Raw genomic sequence first — 21,373 nt, forward strand, 5'->3', positions numbered from 1 at the left:
GCTACCTTTCGGTAGCCTTTATTCATTTTACTATAAGCTAAACGCTTGAATATAAGGAAGTTTACCTTTCTTCAGCATGTCTTCGATACCGCTTTGGTGATCATTTTCACCTAAACCACGTAATTCAAAGGTAACGCCAACACTGTTGTCATAAACCACATGATCGTTACGTTGATTCTGGCGACTGGTGACATAACGTCTCGCCCCTACGCCAACAGACCAACAGCACGAGTTATATTGTACACCCACATATTGCTCAACCGGTTTTTTCAACGCAATGTCTTGATAGTATTTTCCGACAAGCGCCCAGTTATCCGAGACTTCCCATGCGGCTACAACACCGACCTGTTTAATATCTTGTTGGTAACGGTTTGCGGAAGCGCCTAAATTTTGGTTGATATACTCTTTACTTGCGTAACGATAATTTAACTGAATCAGATTGTTCTTCATCGGGTTAAATTCCAAACTGCTATTTGCCAATGATGCTTTATCTAGCAAGGTATCATATTGGTAGCTACCGCGCCAATTCCATTTATCGCTCATTTTCCAGTTAGACTCTAACGCCCAAGAAGAAGAGGATCGTGGTGTACGATTTATGGAATTATCATCAATTTTTGATGCCGTTAAATAATAAACCTGCCCGGCTGAAAGATTGAAACGTTCATTTGTGTTTTGATCATAAAAACGGGTAGTTCCTCCTACCGTCACCTGGTTAGCCGATGAAATACGGTCTAAACCACTATAGCGACGATCACGAAATAAGGAATAATAATCTTGCTGAATTAACGCGGAATCATAACCAAAACCAAGATAATCATTGACCTGTTTTGAACCGATATTACTTTGATCTTTATACGGTCGATACAAATATTGAACTTGAGGTTCAAGCGTTTGTGTATAACCATCGAATAAAGTTTTGTTGTTCGCTAGAACCGTTTGCAACCCTACTTTTAATTGTGGCAATACACGATTGACTGATTTCTGAACATCTTCTGCTACTACAGAAGACCCTTTCTTCTGATTGTAATGCGTTGCATAAAGTTTGGTTTCAATATTCAAACTGCCATATTTATTTGACATGGCACTGGCTAAGCTGGGTTCTGCGTGAAAACGCCACGCCGTCGGCATTAAGGCGCTATCATTATCAAATCGAGCAGCTTGTGAAAACAATTTGAAATCAACCCGTCCATTTACCAAATCATTTTTATAATAATTGAAGTCCATTTGTGGCATCGTACGATACGGCCCAACGGAAACTTCATCAAAAATCTGAAACTGACGAGCTGAAATCGCAAAATTATAGTTTGGCTGATAATACGCAATACGAGCATGTTGGTTGGCATAACCGTCTGTGCTGCTGCCATAATCCGAATCAAAATCAGTGAAGTAGCGGTTATCACTGACTTTAGTATAATCAATATTCAAACGCCAATTTTCAAGAAAAGAAGAGTTGTGATTCCAATAAAATAAATGACGTTTACGACTCTCGCTGATATATTCATCGTAACGATCTCGTCCTAAATATTCGCCCGCAAGCTTACCCTCACCAACCGGTGTTAAATAACGGAACTCACCATTTAATTGCCAGCCACGCTGTGACATATATTTTGGTGCAAATGTAGCATCGTAATTTGGTGCAATGTTCCAATAAATTGGTTGTTTATACCAAAAGCCATCACGACTAGAATGACCGACTGTTGGCATTAATAAACCTGAACGACGACGATCACCAATCGGTAATTGTAGATAAGGAGTATAGAATACTGGCACACCTAATACTTTAAAACGTGCATGCCAAAATTCAGCATATTCTTCTTTAATGTGCTGACGAATCTCAGAGGCATCTACCGCCCAAGCATTATCATCTGGTAAACAAGAGGTAAATGTCGCATTTTTCATTAAGCGATAATCGTTACTTAATTCGATTTCTTGTGCTGTACCGCGACCTTGACGTCCTACAAGTTGGTAATCCGCATTAGTTACATTACCGTTTTTACTATCTAAATTAAAACTCGCATCATTACCTAATAGATTGATTTGATTGTCTTTATAATCAAATCCACCTCGCAAATAAGCCCAACGTTGGGCTTGTTCACCTTCACCAGTTTGTTTAACTTCAACTGAATTACCAACTAAATGTCGGTTTCCTTGTTTCAAATCCACATTGCCTTGATAAATCGCCAGGGTAGGCTGATTAATCTCTGCTTTATCTGCTTCAATATAAACCGGCAAATTATTGGCATCACCTTTCACGACCTCACCAGTAAAATGAGGCACACCAAGTAAACATTGAGCATGCAGATTTGCCAGACTTTGTTGACTATAAAGTGCGGTCAGAATTGAGATTGAAATTAAGGTATATTTTTTATTCATAATTCAGTTTTTATTCAGATGAAATTAAAGAGGATTATACTGGAATATCACTTACAACAACAGCCATTTATATGGTCGTTGACTAACCCCATAGATTGCATAAAAGCATAGCACGTGGTTTCGCCAACAAAGACGAAACCACGTTTTTTTAAGGCTTTAGAAAGTGCTTTCGATGCTTCTGTTTTAGCTGGCACAGATCGCAAATCAGGCACATCATTGACGATCGGTTTATGATTTACAAATGACCAAATAAAATCACTGAAATTTTCACCGCACTTTTCCATCGCCAAATAAGCTTTAGCATTTTTGACAATAGCCTCTAACTTGGCTCGATGGCGAATTAATCCTGTATTTTGCATACAAGCATCAATATCAAGTGCGGTCATTTTTGCGATTTTTTTCGGTTCAAATTGATGAAAGGCTACACGGTAAGATTCACGTTTTTTCAAAACCGTAATCCACGAAAGCCCCGCTTGCTGCCCTTCCAAACAAATTTTTTCAAATAGCTTTTGGCTGTCGAATTCAGGCTTTCCCCATTCATTGTCATGATAATCAATATAAATAGGTTGTTCGCCAACCCAAGGGCATCGAGTCATCATAACATCTCCTTTTTAAGCTGCTCATAAACTGCCACAAAATCTGGCATTACGCCTCGCCATAAATAGAAAGAATGTGCTGCTTGCGCGACCAACATTCCAAAGCCATCGTTAACATTGGTTAAACCTAAACTTTTGCATAATGCGATAAATGGCGTGTCTGTGCCTTTCGCATATTGCATATCATAAAAAGCCAAGCCCAATTTTAAAATTTCAGTATCAACTGTAGCTGTTCCACCACTTAATCCAGCTGAAGTCGCATTAATCACCAAATCATAAGTTTGTAGCGGAATAGCATCCATTGAGGCAGCTTGAATATTGCCGTAAGGCTGAAATCTTTCAGCTAATTCTTTGGCTTTCGAAAAAGTGCGGTTGGCAAGGACAATATTTTGTTGAGCTTGCAAAAGTGGCAATAATACGCCTTTTGTTGCTCCGCCCGCCCCCAAGATTAATACGAGCTGATTTGGACGAAGCCAATTTAAACGCTCCAAATCCGTCACTAAGCCAATCCCATCAGTGTTATCCGCATAAAGTTTTCCATCATCGAGTTTTTTGAGAGTATTGCAGGCTTCCGCCAGTTTTGCTCGTTGACTATATTCGTCTACCAGCTGATAAGCTCGTTCTTTAAAAGGCGAAGTAATATTGCAACCTTTTGCACCATCCTCAAAAAATGCCAAAAGCTGTTTTTCAAAAGTATCAAGATCACCTAATTTTGCAATGTATTCCATTGTTTGATGCGTTTGCGCGGCTAACTGACTTTGAATTAACGGAGATTTACTTTGCGCAATCGGATTCCCCCACACCGCATAAAGATCCATAAATTATCCCTGTCTAAAAAGTTGATTTGTGCGCAAATCTCGAATTTCGGATGGATTGAGTGCACCGCCCACAGTTTCATCTAATACTGGAAAATCTGCACCGAATTGTAACCGCACTTCATCGGCGGTGCGGCAAGGTGGCTCACCAGTCAGATTAGCGCTAGTCGAAGTTAATGCGAAACCCGTCAGTTCGCATAAGGCTTTCACAGACGGGTGATCACACAAACGTACTGCGATGCTATCAAATTTGCCTGTGAGAAAATACGAGGTTGTCGATTTAGCTGACACAATCCAAGTCGTTGGACGTTCATATTTACCTTGCAAGCGAGAAAACTGTTCATCGTTAATCTGTTCAAAATCAACAAAAGGACGGAAAAAATCCAAGCTAGGCGCCACTAAAATCAACCCTTTTTCCACTGGACGTTGCTTTAAATCAAGTAATTTTTTTACCGCACTTTCACTTTGCGGATTACAGCCCAAGCCAAATACAGCTTCAGTGGGATAAGCGACCACTTGATTTTGTCGAAGGGCGTTGGCGATTTGTTCTCTATTCATTTCACTCTTTTACTTTTATTGCTCAAAAATATGACGGCAAGTTTTATTTGCACACTGGAAAACTTGTTTCTCTCCATTTCTCTCTACATTGTCGCTTTTTAACAAGGAAAGTGGGAAATGGCACGTTGGGCAAGGCACGGTATAAGGCTTGGCAGGCAAAGAAAATTTACATTTAGGGAAATTATCACAGCCGTAAAAAATTTTTCCTTGGCGACCCCGACGAGAAATCAAATACCCCGTTTTACATTCAGGACAAGCAATTTTTTCCTCAGACTCAGATTCTTCCCGCACCACAAAATCACATTCAGGATAATGACTACAACCAATAAACATCCCAAAACTGCCTTGTTTCAACTGCAATAAATTACCGCACTTTGGGCAAATTTCATCAAGTGTTTTTAATACTTTATGCTCCGATCGTTGCAAAGGACGCAAATAATCACATTCAGGATAAGCAGAGCAACCTAAAAACAGTCCTTTTTTACCCTGTTTTATTTGTAAAGGCGCGCCGCATTGTGGGCAGTATTCTTCGTGTTTTGTATGTTGGAAAAGACTTTGACTCATACGCTATCCCTATGCTTGTAGCATTGCTTCCAATTCTTCCTGGGCTGCTAACCAATCCATTTCGACTTCTTCCAACGCTTTCTTCACCTCTACTTGCTGTGCCAAAAGTGCGGTCAATTTTTCTTTATTTTCTGCGCTGTAGAGTTCGGAATCAGCCAATTGGTTTTCAATCTCCGCAAGTTTGGAGGCATGCTTATTCATTTTTTCCTCCAATTGAGAGATTTGTTTACGAAGAGGCGCAGTTTGTTGGCGAAGTTCAGCTTCACGGCGTTTTTGTTCCTTACGATTTTGAACCGAATTTTCATTATCACCAACTTTTTCTGAGGCTTTATTTTCAGGCGTGCTGTTTTGTTCACTCAGCCATTTTTGATAGTCTTCTAAATCGCCTTTAAATTCTTCCACCTTTTTATCGTGAACTAAATAAAATTCTTCCACGGTATTGCGTAATAAATGCCGATCGTGAGATACCACTACCAAAGAACCTTCGTAATCCACCAGCGCTTCCGTTAATGCCTGACGCATATCCAAATCCAAATGGTTAGTTGGTTCATCAAGTAACAGCAAATTCGGTCGTTGCCAAACAATCAACGCCAACACCAAACGAGCTTTTTCACCACCTGAAAAGGATTTCACCGCTTGATTTACTTTATCGCCGTGGAAAGCAAAACTGCCCAAATAATCTCGAACCTGCTGCTCCGTTTGCTCGGGAGCAAGTTTCTGCATATGCCAGAGAGCGGATTCATCTGCGCGCAAAGTATCTAATTGATGCTGGGCAAAATAGCCAAGCTGAACACCTTTTGCCAACTGCACTGTGCCTGAAAGTGCGGTCAGTTCTCCCGCTAAAAGTTTAATCAAGGTTGATTTTCCCGCACCATTTTTTCCGAGCAAACCAATGCGCGAACCTGGCACTAAATTCAACTTAATTTTACTTAAAATTTCTACCGCACTTTCTCCACTACCATAACCCGCACTCGCCTGCTCAATCATCACTAAAGGATTCGGTAAGGATAATGGTGGACGGAATTCAAAAGTAAAAGGATTATCCACATAAGCCGGTGCAATCAGTTCCATACGCTCTAATGCTTTCATACGGCTTTGTGCTTGTTTGGCTTTGGTCGCTTTGGCTTTAAAGCGGTCGATATATTTTTGTAAATGAGAGATCTTTTGTTGTTGTTGACGATACATCGCTGTTTGTTGAGCCAATTTAGTTGCCCGTTGCACTTCAAAGGAAGAATAATCGCCCGTGTATTCGTTGAGCTTCTGATTTTCGATATGGAGGATTTTTGTCACAATCGGATCGAGAAAATCACGATCGTGGGAAATTAATACCAAGGTGCCTTGATATTGTACTAACCAACGTTCTAACCAAATAACCGCATCCAAATCCAAATGGTTGGTCGGCTCATCCAGCAATAATAAATCCGATGGACAAAGCAATGCTTGCGCCAAATTCAAGCGCATTCGCCAACCACCGGAGAAGGATTTCACTGGTTGAGCGATTTCTTCTTGGTTAAAGCCTAAACCATGCAATAGAGATGCTGCGCGAGATTGGATCGTCCAAGCATCCAAGGTTTCTAACTGCCCGTGAATACGTGCGATCGCATGGCCATCATTACGTTCATTGGCTTCGTTAAGTTCCTGCTGCAAACGGCAATATTCGCGATCCCCTTGAATCACATAATCAATGGCGGGAATATCCAATGCGGGCGTTTCTTGATTCACCCAAGAGACCCGCCAGTTGGATGGATAAGTGACCTCGCCACCCTCTGGCGTTAATTCTTTTTTTAATAGAGCAAAAAGAGAAGACTTACCGCAACCATTTTTACCTACCAAACCGACTTTTTGTTTCGGATTGATGGTTGCCGTGGCATTCTCGAGCAATTCGGTTTGCCCGCGCTTTAGGGAAATATTATTAAATACAATCATTTTTTCGAATACATCTGAATTTGTGCCTATTTTGCAATATTTTTCCTTTTCTCGGAACAGTCTATTCCAATTTTATCGATATTTCAGCCTGAAAAAACACGTATAATGACGCTCAACAAATCAATCACGAGGAAATAAAATGAAGCTCTCTATTCTTAATCTCGCCCCTGTTAGAGAAGGGCAAACTTATTTGCAAGCGGTTGAGTCTATGGTAAGCCTTGCAAAACATGCTGAGAACATTGGCATTGAACGCTATTGGATTGCTGAGCATCATAATATGAAAAATTTGGTGAGTTCAGCGACCGCACTTTTAATTCAGCATACGCTAGCCAATACGAGGACCTTGCGCGTGGGGTCAGGTGGTGTGATGTTACCGAATCATTCTCCTTATGTGGTGGCTGAGCAATATGGCACACTGGAGACGCTTTATCCAAACCGTGTTGAACTCGGTTTAGGACGTGCGCCAGGAACGGATATGCAAACAGCTGCGGCACTTCGTCGTGGGCGAAACAGTCTGGATTTCCCTGCGGAAATTGCGGAACTTCGTGGTTATTTTAAAGATAGCAACCCTGTTTCAGCTTACCCTTCCGCTGGCTTGAATATACCATTTTATATTTTGGGATCCAGCACCGAAAGTGCCTATCTTGCGGCAGAACTTGGCTTGCCTTATGCCTTTGCTTCACACTTTGCGCCACGCATGATGGAAATGGCGGTAGAGATTTACCGCAAAAACTTCAAACCATCAACTTATCTTGCTGAGCCTTATGTCATTTTAGGTGTGAACGCGATTGTTGCCAAAACCGATAAAGAAGCAAAACAACTGGTGACAACACAAACACTATTTTTCTTAAATGTGGTCACTAACGCACAACAAAATTTACAACCGCCTTTGGCATCAGAGGAAGATGTTTGGAAAGCTCAAATGCACGCCCAAAAGAAACCGCACTTTGGTCCAGTCGATTTCGAGGAGATCCCGATTTACAACCAAGAGCGTGCCGTAGTGGAACAAATGACTGCTTGTTCGCTTATCGGTAGTCCTGAAAGCGTGGATTTTCAACTCAAGCAATTACGTGAACGGTTGCATTTTGATGAAATTATGGCGGTGAGCTATATTTTTGATGAACAAAAACAAGCCCAATCTTATACGATGTTGAAAGCGATTGTGGATAAGCTATCGTGAAAAAAACCTGGCGAGATAATCTCGCCAGGTTTTTATGCCTTAACCATTTTCGTTAACAAGATCTCTTTTAGTTTGTTATATACCCATATCACCCGCTCGGCAACAATCGTTTGATATGGTCGATATAAATAAAGTTGCCATTTTTGCTTTTCAATTTCAGGGAAGAGCTCCACCAATTGACCGTTTTCTAAATAGGGATCACAAATACTGTTGATGAGATAAGAGCACGTGCGTCCAGCCAATGCTGATTGCAGTTCGCTTTGCACATCTGAGGCGAAAAAAATCGCGCGGTTTGGCATAAAGCGTTGTTCAGCATTGATTTGCCACTGCCAAATACGTTTAAGCTTAGGGTCAATCAAACCACTCAGCGGATAATTTTGAGCTAAATCTTGCAGATCTTTAGGAAAATCTAATCGCTTGAGCAAAGTTGGCGAAGCGACAATTTTTTCCGAAAAAGTGCAAATATGCTGCGCCACCCAATCCAACTCGGGTTCTTGACAAATTCGCAAGCCAATATCGATCTGGTCATCCACACTTTTGAGCTTATCAATGCCCACCCACCAGTCAATCGCAATATCCGGGTAAAGCTCAAGTGCAGTTAATAATTCAAACAAAATTTCATCGTTATAAGGCATCGGAGGCAAAGTAATTCTCACGACGCCTTGCATTGCTTTATCTTTCACATTGTTTATGGAAAATAGCCGTTCACCTTCCGCCAAATATTGTGTGGCTTTCGGCAAAAATTGTTCGCCAAACTCTGTTAGCTTGATATTTCGTGTGTTACGTTTAAACACACTTTCACCTAATAAAGCCTCAAGATCGGCGATCATTCTTGTTACCACTTGAGGTGAAACGGCAAGCCGCTGAGCCGTTTCGCGAAAATTTAAGGTTTCAGCTGCGGAGCAAAAATAGCGAAGAGCCTCTAATTTATTCATCATTATTCCTTTTTTAAGAATAGTTTATTCTCATTTTATTGATTTTCAGTTCAAAAAACTAGGCTATACTTCACATCATTACGACAAATAACCTGTTTTAAATTTTCTTTTAACATTAGGAGAACAAAATGGCAGATCTCAAAAGTCCTGTGGCAGACCGTGCAGAACATAATGCGTTTTTCCCTTCAACGTACTCATTAAGCCAATATGTGGCGAAAAAAACGGATTTCGACGGTTTTAAATTCAACAAACCTTACACAGGCGGCAAACACAAAATTTTAATGGTCGCATCAGACGAGCGTTATCTTGAAATGAAAAATGGCAAATTATTCTCAACAGGTAATCACCCTGTAGAAACAATGTTGCCAATGTTACACATTCACCACGCCGGTTTTGAAATTGAAGTAGCAACCCTTTCAGGTAACTCGGTAAAATTTGAAATGTGGGCTATGCCAACAGAAGATGAAGCGGTGATGGGCTTATACGAAACCTACTTGCCTAAATTCAAAAGTCCACGTAAATTAGCGGATATGTTGGCGGAAGTAACTGCGGAAGATTCGCCATACCTAGGCGTGTTCATCCCTGGTGGCCACGCAGCATTGCACGGCTTACCGTTCAGCACCGATATGAAAGCTGTGTTAAACTGGGCGCTTAAAAATGATAAATATATCATCAGCTTATGTCATGGCCCTGCGGCATTCTTAGCGGCAAGCGTGGGCGAAAAACCAGAAGATTTCCCATTCAAAGGCTATGAAATCTGCGTGTTCCCAGACGCATTAGATGAAGGCGCAAACGTGGATATCGGCTACATTCCGGGCAAATTACAATGGTTATTGGCTGAGCGTCTAGAAGCTTTAGGAATGAAAATATTGAATGAAGGCATTACTGGTCAAGTAAACAACGATCGTAATGTACTAACTGGTGACAGTCCACTCGCGTCGAATAATCTTGGTATTTTAGCGGCGAATGAGTTGTTAAAGAAAGTGGGACAATAAGCCTAAATCAAGAAAAAGTGCGGTGAAATCAGATTTCATCGCACTTTTTATTTATTAAGCCGATTTTATGTCTACTGAATTCCCCCTATTAGAAAATAGGCATCAGATTAACAACATTTTAAATCAACGAAAAATATTAATAAGCCGTTTCTATTGGTAAACCTGCCTTCTCCCAACCATCAAATCCCCCAATGACGCTAAACACATTTTCATAGCCTTGCTCAACGAGGAAAGTCGCCACATTTCGGCTGCTTATACCATGATAACAACTCACAATAATCGGGGAATCGAAATCCACCAACCCTTCAAATTGTAAAAAACTTTGGTTGGTTAAATGAAACGCCCCTTTCGCATGGGAATAGGTAAAACGTTGTGGATCCCGAATGTCTACAAGCATGGCGCCATTTTGCATCATTTCCCACGCTTGTTCTGGGCTAATTTCTTTAAACGACATGATTTTTTCCCTTTGCGCGCTGTTTATACACGCCATCAAAAATAATCAGGCTCATCGCCAATACTAAACAAATGAATAACGGATAGCTGTCCGCATCCATTTCCTCTCCAATCAAAAATGAAATAATCACCATCAAAATGGTTTCAACATAACCTAAAAGGCCAAGCAAATTCATCGGCAGCATATTGCTGGCAATAACGTAAGCGATTAATGCCGCACCACTAATAAGCCCGAGTAATACCAATAATCCCCAAATATTAGGATTCGATTCCTGTACGGTGGCAAAATCGGTTTGGAGTGCAAAGTAAACGCTTACTGGTAGTAATGCGATCATTTCTAAACAAAATGCGCCAAGATCGGTATTTTTTAAGGCTTTTCTTAGAGAGAAATAAGTCGTGTAGCCAACACAAATGACAATAGCTTCCCAAGATAAGCCACCTTTTAAAATGATGTTAGAAATCACTCCGATTGCCGCAATTAACACGGCAATGAATTTCAATGTTGAAATTCGTTCTTTAAAAATGATCCGCCCTGCGGCCACCATCACAATTGGCAACAATAAATAACCGAAAGAAACACTTAAGGAGCTACCATTATTGGGGGCCCACAAAAAGAGCCACATTTGATAACCCATTAATGCGCCACAAATAATATAGGAAAGGGCAAAGAGCGGTTGTTGTTTAATGCGTTTTAAATGCTCAACCAAAGCCTGTTTTTGTTTAAACATGATGACGGAAAGGGCAACAAAAGGGAATGTAAACAGCATTCGGTAACCGAAAATATCCGTGCCGCTGAGCGGTTTCAGCAGCGTGGAAAAATAATACATATAGCCAAATAAAAATGAGGCTAAAAGTGAAATGAGTACGCCTCTTAACATAATAAATCCTTAGGTTAATTTTGCTTATTATTTTAGTCTAACATCTCCCAAAATGCACGAATTAGGGGATTTGCTAAATTTCTTTTTTGCACACAAACACCTAAATCAAATGCCTCAATGGGATTGTCTAAATTTAAACGAGACACGTCTTTTGACATAGGGTTATTATCAATCACCACATCCGGCAACATGGCTAATCCAAAACCGAGCGCCACCATTGGCACGATACCTTCATGCCCTGCCACAGTGGCATAAATTTTTGGATGTTTAATGTGTTTGCTACGTAGCCATTGTTCAATACGCTGGCGTGCCATTCCATCTAACGGCAAAATGAAAGGCATTTGCTGCCAATTGATAGGTTCTTCTTGTAATAATTGTGTGGCTAAACAAGCGACTCGTGGTGCAATTAATGAAAGGGAAATATCATCAATCTTATAAAATTCCAATCCCGTCGGTAGATTGTTGGGTTTCCCTGCCAAAGCGAGATCCACTTGTTCTGATTGAATAAATTGCACTGCAGAGGCTGGGTCACCAGTCGTCAGTTGGATTTCAACTTTCGGATAACGAGAACGAAATTTGGCTAACACCTGTGGTAAGTGGCTATATGAAGCGGTTACTGAACAAAATAAGCGTAATTCTCCGCTTAATTCCGATGAATTATCCCGCAGTTGGCGCTTAAACTGTTGCCAGTTTTGCCATTCCGTTTTCGCAAATTGCAGAAATTTCTCACCTTGTTCGGTTAAACGCACTTGTCGATTATCACGAATAAATAAAGGCTGTTCTAATTCTTCTTCCATTCGTTGAATCTGACGTGAAAGCGTAGAGGGAGACATGTGGTTTTGGGTCGCAGTTTTGGCGAAGTTTTTTGTATCACTGAGGTGAATGAATATTTGTAGGTCGTTAAATTCCATAACTTTTTTATCTATAGTAAAAATTAATTTCTTCGTTTTTTTGTAGTGCCAAATCTCCCCCTACCCCTCTTTGCTAAAGAGGGGAATTCTTTAGTCAATTACTGGAAACTGGCTCATTTATATTTTTATATCATAATTACTTATTTGCATATTTCATTTGGATTACCGTAAAAATCAAGCAAAGAATCAAATGTTTTTTCAACATAAAAGAAACTTTAGTTAATCAGTTATAACTAATTCAGTTAGATTATTCATCACACCCATTAGCATATTTGATGTTAATTACTCGCACATCTTTGTATTTTGTAAAGAAATCCCCTCTTTAGCAAAGAGGGGTAGGGGGAGATTTGGTACTACAAAAACAAGAAATTCATTAATAAAAGCTCACCCAATTATTGCCAAAATTGCAACATTACATTCCCATAATATCACTTTACGCAATCATAAAAAATCCTATAATCAAACCACAACAAAAAATATGCAAACACAACATCATACAAAAATTAATCAACATCATACAAAGGATGAAAAATGGCTAACTATTTCAACACATTAAATTTACGCGAAAAATTAGACCAATTAGGTCGTTGTCGTTTTATGGATCGCGAAGAATTTGCAGATGAAGCAAACTTCTTAAAAGGCAAAAAAATCGTTATCGTGGGCTGTGGTGCGCAAGGTTTAAACCAAGGTTTGAATATGCGTGATTCTGGCCTAGATATTAGCTACGCCTTACGCCCTGAAGCAATTGCGGAAAAACGTGCTTCATTCCAACGCGCAACTGAAAATGGTTTTAAAGTAGGTACTTATGAAGAATTAATTCCAACTGCAGATTTAGTCGTAAACTTAACACCCGACAAACAACACTCTAAAGTGGTGGCTGATGTGATGCCTTTAATGAAAAAAGATTCTGCATTCGGGTACTCTCACGGTTTCAACATCGTTGAAGTGGGTGAGCAAATCCGTAAAGACATTACAGTTGTGATGGTTGCACCAAAATGTCCGGGCACTGAAGTACGTGAAGAATACAAACGTGGTTTCGGCGTACCAACATTAATCGCGGTTCACCCTGAAAATGACCCGAAAGGCGAAGGTATGGCGATCGCAAAAGCATGGGCTGCCGCAACTGGTGGTCATAAAGCAGGTGTTTTAGAGTCTTCATTTGTCGCAGAAGTAAAATCTGACTTAATGGGTGAACAAACCATTCTTTGCGGTATGTTACAAGCAGGTTCAATCGTATGTTACGACAAACTTGTTGCTGACGGTAAAGATCCAGCATACGCAGGCAAATTGATCCAATACGGTTGGGAAACCATTACTGAAGCATTAAAACAAGGCGGTATCACATTAATGATGGATCGCTTATCAAACAGCGCAAAATTACGTGCATTTGAACTAGCTGAGCAAATCAAAGAAAGCCTGGGCTTCTTATATTACAAACACATGGATGACATCATCAGCGGTCACTTCTCAGCAACCATGATGGCTGACTGGGCAAACGGAGACAAAGATTTATTCGCATGGCGTGAAGCAACCGGCAAAACCGCCTTTGAAAATGCACCAAAAGCAGACGGTATCAAAATTTCTGAACAAGAATACTTTGATAACGGCGTGTTAATGGTAGCAATGGTGAAAGCAGGTGTTGAATTAGCCTTTGATGCAATGGTGGCAAGCGGTATCTATGAAGAATCAGCTTACTATGAATCACTTCACGAATTACCGTTAATCGCAAACACCATCGCGCGTAAACGCTTATATGAAATGAACGTGGTCATTTCTGATACAGCAGAATACGGTAACTACTTATTCTCTAACGTAGCAACGCCAACTCTTGCTAAAGAAATCATCCCAACCTTACAAAAAGGTGACTTAGGTGAACCAACACCGGCAGTCGCTATCGACAACATCACTTTACGCGATGTAAATGATGCAATCCGTAACCACCCAGTTGAATTAATCGGTCAAGAGTTACGTGGTTACATGACAGATATGAAACGTATCGCTGTTGCAGGTTAATCATTAAATCGATAAAATTTAAGTCAGCTTATTCAATAAGTTGGCTTTTTTTATAATCCCAAGGAATTCATATGAAAAACAACAAAATTTTTAACCGCACTTTTAAAGTGAGCTTGGTGGCTGTGGCGTTAGGATTAGTAAATTCAGCGTGGGCTATTGATTATAAACTATATGAAGGTACCGTATATAAGAATCCGGAAAGAACTGACTCTGAAGTAAAAAATATGAATTTTAATTCAGATTATGGCTATGATTTAACAAATAAAAATAATCTTGCAGATGTATCTTTTCGGCTAAAAAATGGTTTAAAGAATGAGGATTATCCAACAGAATCATTAATTTTCCTCGATCCTCGATTTTCTAATGGATCTACCTCATTAGAAATCAAACCTAATAGCACTTTCACATTATCGAAAGCTTTTCCTGAAAGTTCGGTTTTTCATTTAAGAGATTCAAACCTTAAATTTCATTTCGGTAATATCAATTTATTTGAAGGGCTTTCTACAGTTGATGCAGATGGAGAGCCTGTTTTAGGAAATTCAGCATTTAATCTTCAAGGTAATAGCACCATCGATATTGATTCAGTTAGTATTGTTAGTTCAGCTAAAGAGAGCATAGGCTACCAACTATTTGATAAATCTACAGCAAATATTACCCACTCCTCTATTTTTCTGGGAGAAGATAGCAGCACTGCTATAGGTGCCGAAAACTCAACATTACATATCAAAAATTTAGATATCACGCTACAACCAGTTGGTATCGATAAATCAACGACTATTGCATACGCAGCTGAGAATACTACATTAAATATTGAAGACAGCTTGCTCACAATTGAAACGAAAGGTCAAAGTAAAGGTTTAGGTTTTGTACTTGATGGTGGCGTAACCAACATTACAAATTCTAACATTAAAAATAACACTGGAGATGTGGTTATTTTTACCAATAGACAAGATTCTCGAGATGAAACAAATAATTACGACTCAACTATCGTTAATCTAAAAAATACTAAAGTACCTGATGCAAAAGTGCTTGTAGGGTTAAACATGCCTGAACTAGCCTATACGGACTTAGCTGAAGGTGAAAAGACAAGTTCACCGAGATTTATTTTGAATGCAGATAACTCTCAGTTGAATGGTGTGGTAAAACAATACGACAACAAAAATAAAACGCCTGTTACATTAAACCTCACTAACAATTCTACATGGGGTTTAGTTAATAACTCAGAAGTAACTGACTTGCATTTAAATAATTCAGCCGTTTCCTTAACTAACACCAAAGCGCCTTACGCTGTATTAACTATCACGGGAAATCTTACTGGCTCTGGCACATTTAATCTTTACACCAATATTGAAAATAACAATTCAAATAAAATCATTGTTCAAGGCACTGCTGAAGGTAATCATAAAATTGGGGTAACGAACCAAGGCGCAAATGTTGCTAACGGTAAAGTGACACTTGTCGAAACCCATGGTGGTAACGCTGCATTTAGCTTAACGAACCCGAATAATCGTGTAGATTTAGGGGCTTACCAATACTTCCTCACAAAAGAAGGAAATAATTGGGTGTTAGCGAACTCTAAAAATGAAGTCACCCCAACTCCACCTGTTGCACCAGTTACACCAAGCAAACAAGTGGTGACTCCAAGCAAACCTGCAGTAACGCCTAGCACCCCAGTAGTAACCCCAAGTAATCCAGTAGTACCACCAGCAGTTCTACCAAGCGAACCGTTACTTTCAAACTTAGCAAATGCACAAGTTTCTCTTCGCCAAGCACAATTGCGTTTAGTGGAAGATGATTTAAGTGGCATCCATCAACGTCTAGGCGAAGTGAAAAACGGTGAAAAAGGTAATGTATGGGTTCGTAATGTGAATTCTCGCCAAAAATTAGCCGCACTTTCGACTGGTGAGAGTGAAACTGCTGGCTTTAAACAAAACGTACATAGCTTACAAGTGGGCGCTGATGCTGCTGTAACAGATAATCTCCGTGTTGGTGGATTTGTAGGTCGTAGCCAAGCTAACGTTGATTTCAATGGTCATTATGGTGATGGCAAAGTAAGAAGCAACAGCATGGGTTTATATGCAGCTTACCTTGCAGATAACGGTATTTATGTAGATAACATCGTGAAATACAGCCGTTTACATGCTAACTCAGATCACACTGAAAAACGCCATTACAACGCTTATACTATTTCGAGTGAATTAGGCAAACGCTTTAACCTTGCGAACGATTGGACAATTACTCCGCAAGCACAATTAGCGTGGACGCATATTTCATCACAAGAGAATGAAGATAGCTTATCTTCTGTGTATTCTCGAATTGGTTTACGTGCAGCCAAAGGCTTTGCATTAAGTAATGGTTGGAATTTACAACCTTACGCAGCAGTCAATGCAATTACCAGCAAAAACCGTAATAGCAAAATTCATTACGCAAACAGCGCACTTGATGTTGCAAGTAGCCGTGGACGTTTTGAAAGTGCGGTCGGTTTAAATGCGGGATTTGCCAACCACCGTATTGGTTTAGAAGTGAGCAGTGCAGATGGTAAAAACTTCGATAAACCTTATGCAATTCAAGCAGTTTATCGTTATCAATGGTAATATAAGAGGGCGGAGTAAAATCCGCCTTTTTTCTCTTTTTACTGAATAAATATATGTCAAAATCTTTCTCTTCTCACTCATTTACAACCAAACGAACGGCAAAACCTACTCGTTCATTTAAGCCAAAAGCAAAGCCACTTACATTAGAACAAACAATCGTTGTTTTATTTAATAAACCGTTTGATGTACTGACACAATTCACCGATGAAAGTGGCCGAGCTACATTAAAAGATTTTATTACCATTCCTAATGTGTATGCGGCAGGACGATTGGATCGTGATAGTGAAGGGCTGCTGATTTTAACGAATAATGGTGAAGTGCAACATCGTTTGGCGGATCCTAAGTTTAAAACAGAAAAAACGTATTTTGTGCAAGTGGAAGGCATTCCTGAAGAAACTGACTTAGACAAACTCCGCAAAGGCGTTGAATTGAAAGATGGAATGACGAAACCGGCAAAAGTGCGGTTGATTTCAGAACCAGATTTTCTCTGGCCTCGCAACCCACCTATTCGTGAACGTCAAAGTATTCCAACGAGCTGGTTGGAAATTAAAATTAGCGAAGGGCGTAATCGACAAGTACGTCGAATGACGGCACATATCGGCTTTCCGACATTGCGTCTCATCCGTTATCAAATGAGCCGTTTAACACTTGATGGACTAAGTAATGGTGAATATCGCTGTTTGAATGAAGAAGAAATGCGTGCGCTATTCAAACAACTTCATTTAAATAACGCACGTTAAGATTAGAAACGTTGAGCGGGTTGTGCGTTTTCAACTTGCACAAAAAAGCCTTTATCATTCAAGATAATGCTGTAATTCGTAACATATTTAACGCCATTAGTTCTAACTATAGCGTTACAACTCCGAATGCCTTGTTGTGGGTAAGATTGTGTTTCATGTGCTTGGATAATCTGTTTTACAGTCATTGGTGTATTAGTTGCAATACCTTGCTTGTGGAACGCATCAGATAATACGGCAAAAACTTTTGAATCATTACATCTTGGCACAACAACGGATTTTGTCACGGTATTCGTTGTTTTCTGACTAACAGCTTCCACGCTATTTTCAGTCACTTTTTCAACCGCTTTTGGTTCTGCTTTCTTCACTTCGGTTTTAGCCGCGGGTGTTTTTTTAGCAATCACTTTTTCAGGTTTAGCTGATTCTTTAACTGCACTTTGCTTACTTTTCGCTACCGTCTTTTTGTCTTTTACTGCAGTTTGCTTAGTTTCTTCTACTGGCTGTTTGCCTTTCGTTTTTGTCGACTCTGCTTTAGCGGCTTTATTTGTCGTTTTATTTTTCATTTTTTCTTTTTTCGTTACCGCTTTTTTCGCTTCGGCAATTTTAGTTGGCTTTTTCGCTTCTGCTTTTTTGGCATCGGCTTTCTTTTTCGCTGTTTTGACTACGGCTTTAGGCGTAGTGGCTTTCTTGACTTCCACTTTTTTAACTGCCGTTTTAACTGTCTTCGATTGAGTTGATTTTGCCGTATGATTTGGCGATGCAGCAAAGACCAAAACAGGTAACAAGGCAAAAATCACCGCAAGTAATTTTTTCATCCGTTATTCTCCTTAAACAAAAAGTGCGGTCAAAATTAACCGCACTTTGAAATCATTTATAAATTAAAGATAGTAGTGTTCTACGTAGTTTAATTTATCATCAAGTTTTAACACTAACGGTTGACCGGTTGGGATTTCAAAATCCATGATTTCCGCATCAGAAATACCGATAATGTGTTTTGCTAATGCACGAAGTGAGTTACCGTGCGCCACCACTAAAACACGTTTACCAGAAAGCATTGCTGGTGCAATTTGATCTTCCCAGAATGGTAACGCGCGTTCTAAGGTTAATTTTAAGTTTTCTGCGTTTGGTACCACGTCAGATGGGATGTTTGCATAACGACGGTCGTTATGGGCTGAGTTTGGATCTTTTGGATCTAAATCTGGAGGAGAAATGTCATAAGAACGACGCCAGATATGAACTTGTTCGTCACCGTATTGTTCTGCGGTTGCTTTTTTATCTAAGCCTTGTAATGCACCGTAGTGACGCTCATTTAAACGCCAGTTTTTCACTTGAGGAATCCATAATTGGTGAGATTCTTCTAACACGATGTTACAGGTTTTGATTGCACGAGTTAAAACAGAAGTGAAGGCAATATCAAATTCATAGCCTTTCTCGAACAATTTTTTACCTGCTGCTTTTGCTTCTTCTACGCCGCGCTCGGTTAAATTCACATCACGCCAACCGGTGAATAAATTTTTTGCGTTCCACTCACTGAAACCGTGACGAATGAATACTAATTCCATAAGGATCTCCTAAGTATTAATAAAAAAATGAATGGCTCTGTTATAGCAAAAAATCATTATGTTTAAAAGTAAAAAGGCGGCATTTACTGATCTTTCGCAAAAATTTGCCTGTAAACTTTTAGCCACTCAAAAATAATGCTAGTATCTGAGTTTTATTCCTCCTTTAGTTCTCTCAAGTTTAGATGTATGCAGCAAAGCAATCGTAGAAAAAAAATCTTATCAGCACTGGCCGCACTTTTTGCTTGCGGCCTGCTTGGCTTTTCATCTTTCGCGCAAGGCAACGATCTCAATCAAATTCAAAAACAAATTAAACAACAAGAATCAAAGATTGCTGAACAGAAGCGAGAACAAGCCAAATTACAAGCCAGTCTTAAAAATCAAGAAAGCAAAATTAACAGTGTTGTCGGTGAATTACGCGAAACAGAATTAAGCTTAAAAGAAATTCGCAAGCAAATGGCGGAAACCGAAAAGCAAATCAAGCAATTAGAAAAGCAAGAGCGTGTGCAAAAAGCGAAGCTCGCGAAGCAAATAGATGCCATTTATCGCTCAGGCGTAAATCCTTCTACCTTAGAAAGAATGCTTTCAGAAGATGCGAAAAAAGCCGAACGCATGAAACTATATTATCAGCACTTAAATCAAGTTCGCATTGATATGATTAACAATCTGAAAGCGACACAAGAAAGTTTAGCAAAACAGCGCGAAGCGATTTCAGGGCAACAAAAAAATCATCGCGATCAACTTTCTACACAAAAGAAACAGCAGCAAGAATTACAAAAAGCGCAACAAGAACGCCAATCTACATTAAATGCACTCAACAAAAACTTAACGAAAGATCAGAATAAGCTGGAAACGTTGAAAGCGAATGAAAATGCTCTTCGCCAAGAAATTCAACGTGCAGAACAAGCCGCTCGCCAACAAGAACAACGTGAGCGTGAAGCCCTTGCACAGAAAAAACAAGCGGAAGAAAAACGGACATCAAAACCTTACCAACCAACCGTTCAAGAACGTAAGTTGATTAATAGTACCAGTGGTTTAGGTACCGCAGCTCGTCAATACAGTCGCCCGGTTTCCGGTCCGACGTTACATTCTTTTGGCTCAATCCAAGCTGGCGAAGTGCGCTGGAAAGGTATGGTTATCGGTGCGCCAACGGGTACAGCGGTAAAAGCCATCGCAAGTGGTCGTGTCATTCTAGCAGGTCATCTTAACGGCTATGGTTATATGGTGATTGTGAAACACGGCGATAGCGACTTGAGTTTGTATGGTTTCAACCAAGCGGTATTTGTGAAGCAAGGTCAGCTGGTGTCTGCGGGACAAACCATCGCACAGGTGGGGAATACAGGTGAACTCTCTAAACCAGCGCTTTACTTTGGTATCAGCCGTAAAGGGGTACCTGTGAATCCGGCTGGGTGGATTAAATAATGGCAACATTCTTTCAAAGTGCGGTCAAAAATACGATTATTTTTTCAAGCGCACTTTTCTCTACATTTACTTTCGCACAAGGCAAGTTAGCCATTGTGATTGATGATATTGGCTATCATCCTAAAGAAGATGCAGAAATTTTAGCGATGCCAAAGGAAATCTCCGTTGCGATTATTCCTGCCGCACCCTATGCCAAAATTCGCAATCAGCAAGCGAAAGCGCAAAATCACGATATTCTCATTCATATGCCGATGCAGCCGGTCAGCAATATTAAAATTGAGGAAGGTGGTTTGACTTTAGGCTTGTCCGAAGCGCAAGTGAATGAGCGAGTAAAAAAAGCGAAATCTATTGTGCCAAACGCTATCGGAATGAATAATCATATGGGCAGTGCAGCCACGGCCGATGCCACATTAATGACTTATTTAATGACCGCACTTCGCGAGCAGCATTTATTCTTTTTAGATAGTCGTACTATCGGAAAATCAGTTGCAGGAAAAATAGCAAAAGAACAAGGCATACGTGTATTAGATCGCCATATCTTTTTAGATGACAGTGATAATTTAGTAGATGTGCAACGGCAATTTCAGAACGCAATTCAATATGCACGTAAACATGGCACTGCCATTGCTATTGGACACCCTCGTCCAAATACCGTAGCCGTATTAAAATCAGGAATCAAAAATTTACCCGATGATATTCAATTAGTCGGCATGGGAAGCTTGTGGCGAAATGAAAAAATCTTGCCACCTAAACCATTTATCTTAATTTTTAATGATATTCCTGCGCCAACTTCAGTCGCACCGTTTGAGCCAATCCCTTTATTACGGGGCGTGCCAAAATAACAAAAAAGAGCGGTTAAAATGA

The 21,373-nt window shown here is 40.0% G+C and carries 19 protein-coding genes; 7 read left to right on the plus strand and 12 right to left on the minus strand.

Features of this window, described 5'->3' with window-relative positions:
• Positions 1-30: 30 nt before the first annotated feature.
• From lptD to EL215_RS02135, 6 genes are read right to left on the minus strand one after another with little or no spacing between them, the layout of a single operon-like run.
• On the minus strand, positions 31-2,373 hold the full coding sequence (gene lptD / locus EL215_RS02110) for an LPS assembly protein LptD (RefSeq protein ID WP_126469874.1): 2,343 nt from the start codon (positions 2,371-2,373) through the stop codon (positions 31-33).
• A 47-nt stretch (positions 2,374-2,420) separates the two neighbouring features.
• Positions 2,421-2,972, minus strand: coding sequence for a DNA-3-methyladenine glycosylase I (locus EL215_RS02115; protein WP_126469876.1), 552 nt, complete (start codon positions 2,970-2,972; stop codon positions 2,421-2,423).
• Positions 2,969-3,787: a shikimate dehydrogenase gene (gene aroE / locus EL215_RS02120; RefSeq protein ID WP_126469878.1), complete on the minus strand. Its 819-nt coding sequence runs from the start codon at positions 3,785-3,787 to the stop codon at positions 2,969-2,971. Before aroE ends, EL215_RS02115 begins: the two co-directional genes overlap by 4 nt.
• 3 nt (positions 3,788-3,790) lie before the next feature.
• Complete coding sequence (locus EL215_RS02125; protein WP_126469880.1) at positions 3,791-4,342, minus strand: L-threonylcarbamoyladenylate synthase type 1 TsaC; 552 nt, start codon at positions 4,340-4,342, stop codon at positions 3,791-3,793.
• Positions 4,343-4,357: 15 nt separating this feature from the next.
• Positions 4,358-4,906, minus strand: coding sequence for a DNA topoisomerase family protein (locus EL215_RS02130; RefSeq protein WP_126469882.1), 549 nt, complete (start codon positions 4,904-4,906; stop codon positions 4,358-4,360).
• Positions 4,907-4,915: 9 nt separating this feature from the next.
• Entirely contained in the window at positions 4,916-6,832 is a 1,917-nt protein-coding gene (locus EL215_RS02135) for an ABC transporter ATP-binding protein (protein WP_126469884.1), read from the minus strand.
• Between the two features lie 139 nt (positions 6,833-6,971).
• Here EL215_RS02135 and EL215_RS02140 point away from each other — a divergent pair, with 139 nt between their 5' ends.
• Entirely contained in the window at positions 6,972-8,012 is a 1,041-nt protein-coding gene (locus tag EL215_RS02140) for an LLM class flavin-dependent oxidoreductase (RefSeq protein ID WP_126469886.1), read from the plus strand.
• Positions 8,013-8,044: 32 nt separating this feature from the next.
• On the opposite strand, the gene EL215_RS02145 is transcribed toward EL215_RS02140, so the two are convergent.
• Positions 8,045-8,947, minus strand: a complete 903-nt coding sequence (locus EL215_RS02145; RefSeq protein ID WP_164757089.1) for a LysR family transcriptional regulator — start codon at positions 8,945-8,947, stop codon at positions 8,045-8,047.
• A gap of 128 nt (positions 8,948-9,075) precedes the next feature.
• Here EL215_RS02145 and hchA point away from each other — a divergent pair, with 128 nt between their 5' ends.
• Positions 9,076-9,942: a glyoxalase III HchA gene (gene hchA / locus EL215_RS02150; RefSeq protein WP_126469890.1), complete on the plus strand. Its 867-nt coding sequence runs from the start codon at positions 9,076-9,078 to the stop codon at positions 9,940-9,942.
• Positions 9,943-10,078: 136 nt separating this feature from the next.
• Here hchA and glpE read toward each other — a convergent pair whose 3' ends face one another.
• The 3 genes from glpE to ilvY are packed head-to-tail and all read right to left on the minus strand — an operon-like array spanning position 10,079 to position 12,184.
• Positions 10,079-10,396, minus strand: a complete 318-nt coding sequence (gene glpE / locus EL215_RS02155) for a thiosulfate sulfurtransferase GlpE (protein ID WP_126469892.1) — start codon at positions 10,394-10,396, stop codon at positions 10,079-10,081.
• On the minus strand, positions 10,386-11,273 hold the full coding sequence (rarD, locus tag EL215_RS02160) for an EamA family transporter RarD (RefSeq protein ID WP_126469894.1): 888 nt from the start codon (positions 11,271-11,273) through the stop codon (positions 10,386-10,388). The genes glpE and rarD overlap by 11 nt, the downstream gene beginning before the upstream one ends.
• Before the next feature lie 32 nt (positions 11,274-11,305).
• Positions 11,306-12,184, minus strand: coding sequence for an HTH-type transcriptional activator IlvY (gene ilvY, locus EL215_RS02165; protein WP_126469896.1), 879 nt, complete (start codon positions 12,182-12,184; stop codon positions 11,306-11,308).
• Between the two features lie 531 nt (positions 12,185-12,715).
• Between ilvY and ilvC the strand changes: the two genes are divergently transcribed.
• From ilvC to EL215_RS02185, 3 genes are all read left to right on the plus strand, one after another.
• Positions 12,716-14,197: a ketol-acid reductoisomerase gene (gene ilvC, locus EL215_RS02175; protein ID WP_126469898.1), complete on the plus strand. Its 1,482-nt coding sequence runs from the start codon at positions 12,716-12,718 to the stop codon at positions 14,195-14,197.
• A 71-nt stretch (positions 14,198-14,268) separates the two neighbouring features.
• Entirely contained in the window at positions 14,269-16,791 is a 2,523-nt protein-coding gene (locus EL215_RS10355; protein WP_232013313.1) for an autotransporter outer membrane beta-barrel domain-containing protein, read from the plus strand.
• Between the two features lie 53 nt (positions 16,792-16,844).
• Entirely contained in the window at positions 16,845-17,531 is a 687-nt protein-coding gene (locus EL215_RS02185) for an rRNA large subunit pseudouridine synthase E (protein WP_126469900.1), read from the plus strand.
• A gap of 2 nt (positions 17,532-17,533) precedes the next feature.
• Here EL215_RS02185 and EL215_RS02190 read toward each other — a convergent pair whose 3' ends face one another.
• Positions 17,534-18,343 (minus strand): hypothetical protein, encoded by an 810-nt coding sequence (locus EL215_RS02190; RefSeq protein ID WP_126469902.1) that lies wholly within the window; start codon positions 18,341-18,343, stop codon positions 17,534-17,536.
• Positions 18,344-18,406: 63 nt separating this feature from the next.
• Positions 18,407-19,090 (minus strand): 2,3-diphosphoglycerate-dependent phosphoglycerate mutase, encoded by a 684-nt coding sequence (locus tag EL215_RS02195; protein ID WP_005694847.1) that lies wholly within the window; start codon positions 19,088-19,090, stop codon positions 18,407-18,409.
• Positions 19,091-19,276: 186 nt separating this feature from the next.
• On the opposite strand from EL215_RS02195, the gene envC reads away from it, so the two are divergent.
• Both envC and EL215_RS02205 read left to right on the plus strand, forming a co-directional pair.
• Positions 19,277-20,509 carry a murein hydrolase activator EnvC gene (gene envC / locus EL215_RS02200; RefSeq protein WP_126469904.1) on the plus strand — a complete coding sequence of 411 codons (1,233 nt, stop codon included), beginning with the start codon at positions 19,277-19,279 and terminating at the stop codon, positions 20,507-20,509.
• The gene (locus EL215_RS02205; RefSeq protein WP_049356836.1) at positions 20,509-21,351 is read left to right on the plus strand and encodes a divergent polysaccharide deacetylase family protein; all 843 of its coding nucleotides are present in this window, start codon (positions 20,509-20,511) and stop codon (positions 21,349-21,351) included. The genes envC and EL215_RS02205 overlap by 1 nt, the downstream gene beginning before the upstream one ends.
• Positions 21,352-21,373: the final 22 nt, after the last annotated feature.

It is taken from the genome of Haemophilus parainfluenzae, assembly GCF_900638025.1.
GTDB lineage: Bacteria > Pseudomonadota > Gammaproteobacteria > Enterobacterales > Pasteurellaceae > Haemophilus_D > Haemophilus_D parainfluenzae_J.

Excerpts from the sequence above, each read along its gene's own strand:
- EL215_RS02140 (WP_126469886.1), top strand. The coding sequence starts at position 6,972 with ATGAAGCTCTCTATTCTTAATCTCGCCCCTGTTAGAGAAGGGCAAACT.
- EL215_RS02185 (WP_126469900.1), top strand. The coding sequence starts at position 16,845 with ATGTCAAAATCTTTCTCTTCTCACTCATTTACAACCAAACGAACGGCA.
- EL215_RS02125 (WP_126469880.1), bottom strand. The coding sequence starts at position 4,342 with ATGAATAGAGAACAAATCGCCAACGCCCTTCGACAAAATCAAGTGGTC.
- lptD (WP_126469874.1), bottom strand. The coding sequence starts at position 2,373 with ATGAATAAAAAATATACCTTAATTTCAATCTCAATTCTGACCGCACTT.
- EL215_RS02190 (WP_126469902.1), bottom strand. The coding sequence starts at position 18,343 with ATGAAAAAATTACTTGCGGTGATTTTTGCCTTGTTACCTGTTTTGGTC.
- rarD (WP_126469894.1), bottom strand. The coding sequence starts at position 11,273 with ATGTTAAGAGGCGTACTCATTTCACTTTTAGCCTCATTTTTATTTGGC.
- EL215_RS02135 (WP_126469884.1), bottom strand. The coding sequence starts at position 6,832 with ATGATTGTATTTAATAATATTTCCCTAAAGCGCGGGCAAACCGAATTG.
- envC (WP_126469904.1), top strand. The coding sequence starts at position 19,277 with ATGCAGCAAAGCAATCGTAGAAAAAAAATCTTATCAGCACTGGCCGCA.
- aroE (WP_126469878.1), bottom strand. The coding sequence starts at position 3,787 with ATGGATCTTTATGCGGTGTGGGGGAATCCGATTGCGCAAAGTAAATCT.
- EL215_RS02205 (WP_049356836.1), top strand. The coding sequence starts at position 20,509 with ATGGCAACATTCTTTCAAAGTGCGGTCAAAAATACGATTATTTTTTCA.
- glpE (WP_126469892.1), bottom strand. The coding sequence starts at position 10,396 with ATGTCGTTTAAAGAAATTAGCCCAGAACAAGCGTGGGAAATGATGCAA.
- EL215_RS02145 (WP_164757089.1), bottom strand. The coding sequence starts at position 8,947 with ATGAATAAATTAGAGGCTCTTCGCTATTTTTGCTCCGCAGCTGAAACC.
- EL215_RS10355 (WP_232013313.1), top strand. The coding sequence starts at position 14,269 with ATGAAAAACAACAAAATTTTTAACCGCACTTTTAAAGTGAGCTTGGTG.
- EL215_RS02115 (WP_126469876.1), bottom strand. The coding sequence starts at position 2,972 with ATGATGACTCGATGCCCTTGGGTTGGCGAACAACCTATTTATATTGAT.
- hchA (WP_126469890.1), top strand. The coding sequence starts at position 9,076 with ATGGCAGATCTCAAAAGTCCTGTGGCAGACCGTGCAGAACATAATGCG.
- EL215_RS02130 (WP_126469882.1), bottom strand. The coding sequence starts at position 4,906 with ATGAGTCAAAGTCTTTTCCAACATACAAAACACGAAGAATACTGCCCA.
- ilvC (WP_126469898.1), top strand. The coding sequence starts at position 12,716 with ATGGCTAACTATTTCAACACATTAAATTTACGCGAAAAATTAGACCAA.
- ilvY (WP_126469896.1), bottom strand. The coding sequence starts at position 12,184 with ATGGAATTTAACGACCTACAAATATTCATTCACCTCAGTGATACAAAA.
- EL215_RS02195 (WP_005694847.1), bottom strand. The coding sequence starts at position 19,090 with ATGGAATTAGTATTCATTCGTCACGGTTTCAGTGAGTGGAACGCAAAA.